The sequence below is a fragment of the Mixta sp. genome (assembly GCF_024610815.1).
GTDB classification, from domain to species: domain Bacteria; phylum Pseudomonadota; class Gammaproteobacteria; order Enterobacterales; family Enterobacteriaceae; genus Mixta; species Mixta calida.
Genome location: NZ_JANION010000186.1, coordinates 1 through 7,868 on the forward strand (window position 1 = coordinate 1; position 7,868 = coordinate 7,868).

General features: G+C 59.1%; 7 protein-coding genes. All 7 read left to right on the plus strand.

Features of this window, described 5'->3' with window-relative positions; translation table 11 throughout:
* Nucleotides 1–495, plus strand: a 495-nt coding sequence (locus MYY08_RS14010) for an alpha-2-macroglobulin family protein (RefSeq protein WP_288014621.1), incomplete at its 5' end; no start/stop codon positions are given.
* A gap of 33 nt (nt 496–528) precedes the next feature.
* Nucleotides 529–2,853, plus strand: coding sequence for a peptidoglycan glycosyltransferase PbpC (pbpC, locus tag MYY08_RS14015; RefSeq protein ID WP_288014623.1), 2,325 nt, complete (start codon nt 529–531; stop codon nt 2,851–2,853).
* Nucleotides 2,854–3,038: 185 nt separating this feature from the next.
* The gene (ndk, locus tag MYY08_RS14020; protein ID WP_038624703.1) at nt 3,039–3,470 is read left to right on the plus strand and encodes a nucleoside-diphosphate kinase; all 432 of its coding nucleotides are present in this window, start codon (nt 3,039–3,041) and stop codon (nt 3,468–3,470) included.
* Between the two features lie 186 nt (nt 3,471–3,656).
* Nucleotides 3,657–4,826, plus strand: a complete 1,170-nt coding sequence (gene rlmN, locus MYY08_RS14025; protein WP_038624705.1) for a dual-specificity RNA methyltransferase RlmN — start codon at nt 3,657–3,659, stop codon at nt 4,824–4,826.
* 118 nt (nt 4,827–4,944) lie between these two features.
* Nucleotides 4,945–5,658, plus strand: a complete 714-nt coding sequence (gene pilW / locus MYY08_RS14030; RefSeq protein WP_376782907.1) for a type IV pilus biogenesis/stability protein PilW — start codon at nt 4,945–4,947, stop codon at nt 5,656–5,658.
* Nucleotides 5,648–6,697 carry a cytoskeleton protein RodZ gene (rodZ, locus tag MYY08_RS14035; protein ID WP_038624709.1) on the plus strand — a complete coding sequence of 350 codons (1,050 nt, stop codon included), beginning with the start codon at nt 5,648–5,650 and terminating at the stop codon, nt 6,695–6,697. Before pilW ends, rodZ begins: the two co-directional genes overlap by 11 nt.
* 39 nt (nt 6,698–6,736) lie before the next feature.
* A complete protein-coding gene (gene ispG / locus MYY08_RS14040) occupies nt 6,737–7,858 on the plus strand; it encodes a flavodoxin-dependent (E)-4-hydroxy-3-methylbut-2-enyl-diphosphate synthase (protein ID WP_288014627.1) in 1,122 nt (373 codons plus the stop codon).
* Nucleotides 7,859–7,868 lie beyond the last annotated feature (10 nt).

Below are 7,868 nucleotides of genomic sequence, written 5' to 3' on the forward strand. Positions count from 1 at the left end.
GATGTCGTCGGCTATGCGCAAACGCCGCCGGGCGTGGTTAGCCGCAATCTTGCCGCGCGTCGAGAGTATCTCGATCTCAAACGCCAACCGCTGTCGCTGGCATCGCTGGAATGGGGACAGCTGGTATTAGTGCATCTTACCGTCACGGCAAAAGATCGCGTGCCGGACGCGCTGGTCACCGATCTGCTGCCCGCCGGGCTGGAGCTGGAAAACCAGAATCTCGCCAGCAGCAGCGCCAGCCTTGGCGAAAGCGCCGCTGACGTGCAGGAGTTGATGAATGATATGCAGCAGGCCGACATCAAACATATGGAGTTCCGTGACGATCGCTTCGTCGCCGCGGTGAATGTCGATGGCTATCGTCCGGTCGAACTGCTCTATCTGGCACGTGCGGTAACGCCGGGCAGCTATCAGGTGCCGGCACCGCAGGTGGAGTCGATGTATGTGCCGCAGTGGCGCGCGACTGGCGCGACGCCGCCGCGTTTGACCATTCGCTAAGCGGGTGCCCGGCTAATGCCGGGCGCTATTTTTATGAAAATCGTTTTGCGCCCCGTAAAAATCATACTTTGCAGTTTATGCCTGCTGGCCACTCTGCTGTGGCTGGCGGATCGCTTATTCCCTCTGCCGCTGCAACAGGTGGCGCCTGCCCGCGTGGTGGTGGCGGAAGATGGCACGCCGCTGTGGCGCTTCGCCGATAAAAACGGCATCTGGCGCTATCCGGTTACGCCGGAAGAGGTCTCTCCCTGGTATTTACAGGCGCTGCTGACCTACGAAGATCGCTGGTTCTGGCACCATCCGGGCATCAATCCGCTGGCTATCCTGCGCGCCGCCTGGCAGGATCTGCGCGGCGGCGAGATCGTTTCCGGCGGCAGCACCATTACTATGCAGGTCGCGCGGCTTATCGATCCGCAGCCGCGCACATTTGGTGGCAAACTGCATCAGGCCTGGCGCGCGATACAGCTGGAATGGCATCTCTCGAAAAGGGAGATTCTGACGCTCTATCTGAACCGCGCGCCTTTTGGCGGAACGCTGGAAGGCATCGGCGCGGCCAGCTGGAGTTGGCTGGGCAAGCCGCCGTCAGCCCTGACGCACGGCGAGGCGGCGCTGCTGGCGGTATTGCCGCAGGCGCCGAGCCGCCTGCGACCGGACCGCTGGCCTGAGCGTGCGCGCGCGGCGCGCGATAAAGTGCTGCTGCGCCTGGCGGCCTATGGCGTCTGGCCGCAAACCGCCGTTCAGGAAATTATGCAGGAGCCGGTTTGGCTGGCGCCGCGTCAGATGCCGCAGCTGGCGCCGCTGCTGGCGCGTCGCGTATTGGCGCTCTCCGGGCAGGCCAAAATCACCACCACTATCAACGCCTCGCTTCAGCGTCAGATTGAAGCGCTGGCGCAGGGCTGGAAAGGATCCTTGCCGCTGCGCACTTCTATGGCGGTGCTGGTAGTCGATCATACAACGATGCAGGTGCGCGCCTGGATGGGATCGGTCGATCTGGACGACGACAGCCGCTTTGGTCATGTCGATATGGTCAGTAGCGTACGATCCCCCGGATCGGTGCTGAAACCTTTTTTGTATGGGCTGGCGCTGGATGACGGCCTGATCGCTGGGGAATCGCTGCTGCAGGATGTGCCGCGCCGTTTCGGCAATTATCGTCCCGGCAACTTCGACACAGGATTTCATGGGCCGGTCAGCGCCAGCGAGGCGTTATCGCGCTCGCTAAATCTGCCGGCGGTGCAGCTGCTGGAGGCGTATGGTCCGAAGCGCATGACCGCGGCGCTGCGCAATGTCGGCTTAACTCTCCGCTTTCCCGCCACGGCGGAGCCTAACCTGTCGCTGATCCTTGGCGGCACCGGCGCACGCATGGATGAGATCGTGGCGGCCTATAGCGCCTTTGCCCGACATGGGGAGGCGGGGCAACTGCGGTTATTGACGCAGGACCCGCTGGTAGAGCGGCCGCTGCTGTCGCCCGGCGCGGCCTGGATGGTGCGACGCATGTTGGCGGGCGAGGCGCAGCCGCAGCCGGACGACGCGCTACCCACCATCGCGCCGCTGGCGTTGAAAACCGGCACCAGCTATGGCTACCGCGACGCCTGGGCTATCGGCATCAATGCGCGTTATCTGATCGGGGTGTGGGTCGGGCGTCCCGATGGCACGCCGGTCGCCGGTCAGTATGGCGTGGCGAGCGCCGTTCCGGTGCTGAATCAGCTGCACCATCTGCTGATGACGTCGCCGCAGTTACGCGGCCGTTTTTTGCCCGCCGATCCGCGTCCGGCGAGCATCAGCGTTCAGGCGTTGTGCTGGCCGGGCGGTCAGCCGCTGCCTGCGGGCGACGGCAACTGCCGTCAGCGACGTCAGAGCTGGGTATTAAACGACACTGCGCCGCCCACGCTGCTCGCCGCCGGGCAGGAAGGGACGTTTGGGTTGCAACAAACCGTCTGGCTGAATGGGCAAGGGGAGCGGGTGGCAGCGGATTGCAGCGGCGCCAGAGCACAGAAGATTGTCCTCTGGCCGGTGCCGCTGGAGCCCTGGCTGTTGCCTGGCGAACGACGCGCGCAGCGGTTGCCGCCCGTTTCAGCCAGCTGTCCGCCGAAGGCGGAAAGCAGCGCGCTGCCATTGCTGCTGACCGGCGTGCGCGACGGTCAAATCCTGCATCGTCTGCCGGGAAAATCTGAATTATCGCTCAGCGTCGCGGCGCAGGGCGGCGAAGGAGAAGGGCGATGGTGGTTTCTCAACGGCGAAGTGCTGAGCGGCGCCGATGGCGGCGTTACGCAGCGGCTGGTGTTTACACGCGCCGGTCGTTATCAGCTCAGCGTGCTGGATGCCGCCGGCCAGGTCGCCGCAGCCACTTTCACCGTGGAGTAAACCAGGATAGGGTTGGAATGCGCATTAATGAAGCAGCTACGCGAGAAGGATCATACTTTTTCAATAAATCGCTGAAACTTAGATAGGCAAGCCGGCTTTGCGCCCCTATAATCGGCGCCGTTTTCACAGGCCGGTATCAATTAATTCACAACCGGCTTAACCTGGAAGTTAAGACAGAGGTCAACATGACAGTAGAACGTACCTTTTCCATCGTAAAACCGAACGCGGTGGCAAAAAACGTAATTGGCGCCATTTATAACCGTTTCGAAGCCGCTGGTTTTAAAATCGTTGCTGCAAAAATGCTGCACCTGACCAAAGAGCAGGCTGAAGGCTTCTATGCTGAGCATAAAGGCAAACCGTTCTTTGACGGTCTGGTTGAATTCATGACCTCCGGTCCGATCGTTGTTTCCGTACTGGAAGGCGAAAACGCCGTTCAGCGTCACCGCGATCTGATGGGCGCGACCAATCCGGCTAACGCGCTGGCTGGCACGCTGCGTGCTGACTACGCTGATAGCTTCACCGAGAACGCCACTCACGGTTCTGACTCTCTGGAGTCTGCCGCGCGTGAAATCGCGTTTTTCTTCGGCGAAAACGAAATCTGCCCGCGTACCCGTTAATCAACGGCTCGCCTGACCGCACAATGACAGTTACAAATTAATTGTCACCCTGGCCGGTCGCGCAATAGCATCGCGCTACAGTTATTTGTACAATAATGCGCCCTCATGAGTTTTACTCAGCGAGGGCGCTTCTTTTTCTATCCCTAACCAGGGCCATAACGTGTAATAACGAGGCCAGAGAACATTATGTCCGAACACATTGTGACGCCGTCGTCCGCATCTCCCGCTGTTGTCTCCCCAAAAAGTGAAAAAATCAATTTGCTGGACCTGAACCGTCAGCAGATGCGCGAGTTCTTTATCTCTCTGGGTGAAAAGCCTTTCCGCGCCGATCAGGTTATGAAATGGATCTATCACTACTGCAGTGATGATTTCGATGAGATGACCGACATCAATAAGGTGCTGCGCAACAAACTCAAGCAGTTAACCGAAATCCGCGCACCGGAAGTGGCGGAAGAGAAACGCTCCGCAGATGGCACCATTAAATGGGCGATCCGCGTGGGTGACCAGCTGGTAGAAACGGTTTACATCCCTGAAGACGACCGCGCTACGCTGTGCGTTTCTTCACAGGTCGGCTGCGCCCTTGAGTGTAAATTCTGCTCCACCGCACAGCAGGGCTTTAACCGTAACCTGCGCGTATCCGAGATTATTGGTCAGGTGTGGCGCGCAGCGAAAATCATCGGCGCCGCCAAAGTGACCGGCCAGCGTCCTATCACTAACGTGGTGATGATGGGCATGGGCGAACCGCTGCTCAATCTGAACAACGTTGTGCCGGCGATGGAAATCATGCTGGACGATTTCGGTTTCGGCCTCTCCAAACGCCGCGTCACCCTGTCGACCTCAGGCGTCGTGCCTGCGCTGGATAAGCTGGGCGATATGATCGACGTGGCGCTGGCGATCTCCCTGCATGCGCCGAACGACACCATTCGCGACGAAATCGTGCCGATCAACAAAAAGTACAATATCGCGACCTTCCTGGAATCGGTGCGCCGTTACCTGGAAAAATCCAATGCCAATCAGGGGCGCGTGACGATTGAATATGTGATGCTGGATCACATTAACGACAGCACCGACGATGCGCACCAGCTGGCCGAGCTGCTGAAAGATACGCCGTGCAAAATTAACCTGATTCCGTGGAACCCCTTCCCGGGCGCGCCTTACGGCCGCAGCTCTAACAGCCGCGTCGATCGCTTTGCCAAGGTGCTGATGAGCTATGGTTTCACCACCATCGTGCGTAAAACGCGTGGCGATGATATCGACGCCGCCTGCGGCCAGCTGGCGGGCGACGTTATTGACCGCACCAAGCGTACGCTGCGCAAAAAAATGGCGGGTGAACAAATATCTGTGAAAGCGCTCTGAAACTGGAGAAGAAAACCTTTTTTCGGGCGTAACGTGCTGCCTGCCTTGCTGAGTTTGGCGTAACATACCAGACTTCATCACACATGGAGGCAGCATGCGTAAAGGATTACGATGGCTGATGCTGGTGGCCGCGTTGGCGCTGGCGGGCTGTAGCAGTCAACGCCAGGCCAGCGGCAGCGGACAGATTCGTTTGCAGTTGGGGCTTATCTATCTTTTGCAGGGCGATATGCCCGCAGCGCGGCGCAATTTACAGCGGGCGTTGCAGGATGCGCCCGGCGACTATCGCGTTTTGTTAGCGATGGCGCGCCTGCATGAGCAGGAAGGCGACGGGGCGATGGCGCGGCATTATTATCAGTCGGCGCTGAAATCCGCGCCCAAAAATAGTTATGCACTTAACAATTACGGTGCGTTTCTTTGCGGATTAGGGCAGTATGATGCGGCGCATCAACAATTTACTCTTGCTGCGACGCCGAATTCGCTTGCAGCAAGCGCTGACAGTCAGGAGCGCGCCGGATACTGTTATTTGCGGCAGGGCGACTACGCCTCCGCACGGCGGGCGTTGTTGACAGCGTTGCAGGCTGACCGGCAAAAAGCGGACGCGCTACTGGCCGAAGCTGAAAGACATCTTGAACAGCAGAAGCCTGAATCAACGCGGCTTTTGTTAGAGGTATATCATCACAGCGCGCCTGCGACAGCAGAGAGCCTGTGGTTGGAGATTCGTTTCGCTGCGCTGGAACAGCGGACCGTAGATAAAGCAGATTACGGTCGGCAACTGGCGCAAAATTTTCCACAATCGATACAGTACCAGCATTTTCTAGCTAATGAATACTGAAGCCACTCAAGATACAACAGCAGCAAATTCCACAGGCGCCCGCCTGCGTGCCGCCCGTGAGCAGATGGGGCTGACGCAGCAGAATGTTGCTGAGCGTTTGTGCCTGAAACTTTCAACCGTGCGAGACATTGAAGAGGACAAATCACCGGCCGATTTGGCTTCGACTTTTTTACGCGGCTATATCCGCTCTTACGCCCGGCTGGTGCATGTGCCGGAAGAGGAACTGCTGCCGATGATGGCGAAGCAGGCTCCGGTACGCGCGGCGAAAGTCGAACCGATGCAGAGCTTTTCGCTGGGCAAGCGACGTAAAAAACGCGACGGCTGGCTAATGATTTTTACCTGGCTGGTCGTGTTTGTCGTCGTCGGTCTGACCGGCGCCTGGTGGTGGCAAAATCATAAGGCGGCGCAGGATGATCTGGTGTCGCTTTCCGATCAGGGCGGCGCAGGCGACGACAGCAGTCAGTCCATTCCGTTAACCGATAATGGCAGCGACAACAGCAGCGCCCAGAGCCAGGCGGCGCCGTCTGACGGCATCAGCGTGCCGTTGACCAACGACAACGCCAATAACACCAGCAGCGCGGCCGCCAATACCGCCGCGCCAGGCGCCAGCGCGCCAGCGCCGAATAACGCGGCGCCGGTGACCGCCGCGCCGACGGCCTCTGCCGGCAATAACGACGCCAACGCGGTCGTTTCGCCGAGCCAGGCGCCGGTGACCGCCGCGCCGACGGCGACAGAGAATAACGCGACGCCGCTGCCTACCGGCAGCGCCAGCGTCAGCGGTCCTGCCGCCGACGCCAATACCGTTGTGTTGGATTTCAATGCTGACTGCTGGCTGGAAGTGACCGACGCCTCAGGAAAAAAACTGTTCAGCGGAATGCAGCGCAGTGGTGGTAAACTCAGCCTTTCCGGCACCGCGCCTTATCGTCTGAAGATTGGCGCGCCGGCAGCTGTACAGATTCATTATCAGGGACAGCCTGTTGATTTAAGTCGTTTTATTCGTACCAACCAGGTTGCTCGCCTGACGCTTGGGGCCCAGTAAACCCTTTGCGCTGCTTCGCGGCAATTATGGAGAAACAACATGCATAACGAAGCACCCATTATCCGTCGCAAATCAACGCGCATTTACGTCGGCAAGGTGCCAGTGGGTGACGGCGCGCCTATCGCCGTGCAATCCATGACTAACACCCGCACCACGGATGTGGAAGCGACCGTTAAACAGATCAAAGCGCTGGAGCGCGTGGGCGTTGATATCGTTCGCGTCTCGGTGCCGACCATGGACGCCGCTGAAGCGTTCAAACTGATCAAACAGCAGGTGAACGTGCCGCTGGTAGCGGATATTCATTTTGACTACCGCATTGCGCTGAAAGTAGCGGAATATGGCGTCGACTGTCTGCGCATCAACCCCGGCAACATCGGCAACAACGAGCGTATCCGCCAGGTGGTGGAGTGCGCGCGTGACAGAAATATTCCTATCCGCATCGGCGTTAACGCCGGATCGCTGGAAAAAGATCTGCAGGAAAAGTATGGCGAGCCGACGCCGCAGGCGCTGCTTGAATCCGCCATGCGCCATGTCGATCATCTGGATCGACTCAACTTCGATCAGTTCAAAGTCAGCGTAAAAGCCTCCGATGTCTTCCTTGCGGTAGAGTCCTATCGTCTGTTGGCGAAACAGATCGATCAGCCGCTGCATCTGGGGATCACCGAAGCGGGCGGCGCGCGCGCCGGCGCGGTAAAATCGGCGATCGGCCTCGGTTTGCTGCTTTCCGAAGGCATTGGCGATACGCTGCGCATTCCGCTGGCGGCCGATCCGGTGGAAGAGGGGAAAGTCGGTTTCGATATCCTGAAATCGCTGCGCATCCGCACCCGCGGCATCAACTTTATCGCCTGTCCGACCTGCTCGCGTCAGGAGTTCGACGTGATCGGCACCGTTAACGCGCTGGAGCAGCGGCTGGAAGATATTATCACCCCGATGGACGTTTCGATCATCGGCTGCGTGGTGAACGGACCGGGCGAAGCGCTGGTGTCGACGCTGGGCGTGACCGGCAGCAACAAGAAAAGCGGCTTTTATGAAGATGGCGTTCGCCAGCGTGATCGTCTCGATAATGACGATATGATCGACCAGCTGGAAGCGCGCATTCGGGCGAAAGCGGCGATGCTCGATGAAACCCGGCGCATTAACGTGCAGCAAGTGGAAAATTAAACGGCGCCGT

Excerpts from the sequence above, each read along its gene's own strand:
- rlmN (WP_038624705.1), top strand. The coding sequence starts at position 3,657 with ATGTCCGAACACATTGTGACGCCGTCGTCCGCATCTCCCGCTGTTGTC.
- ndk (WP_038624703.1), top strand. The coding sequence starts at position 3,039 with ATGACAGTAGAACGTACCTTTTCCATCGTAAAACCGAACGCGGTGGCA.
- pbpC (WP_288014623.1), top strand. The coding sequence starts at position 529 with ATGAAAATCGTTTTGCGCCCCGTAAAAATCATACTTTGCAGTTTATGC.
- ispG (WP_288014627.1), top strand. The coding sequence starts at position 6,737 with ATGCATAACGAAGCACCCATTATCCGTCGCAAATCAACGCGCATTTAC.
- rodZ (WP_038624709.1), top strand. The coding sequence starts at position 5,648 with ATGAATACTGAAGCCACTCAAGATACAACAGCAGCAAATTCCACAGGC.
- pilW (WP_376782907.1), top strand. The coding sequence starts at position 4,945 with ATGCTGGTGGCCGCGTTGGCGCTGGCGGGCTGTAGCAGTCAACGCCAG.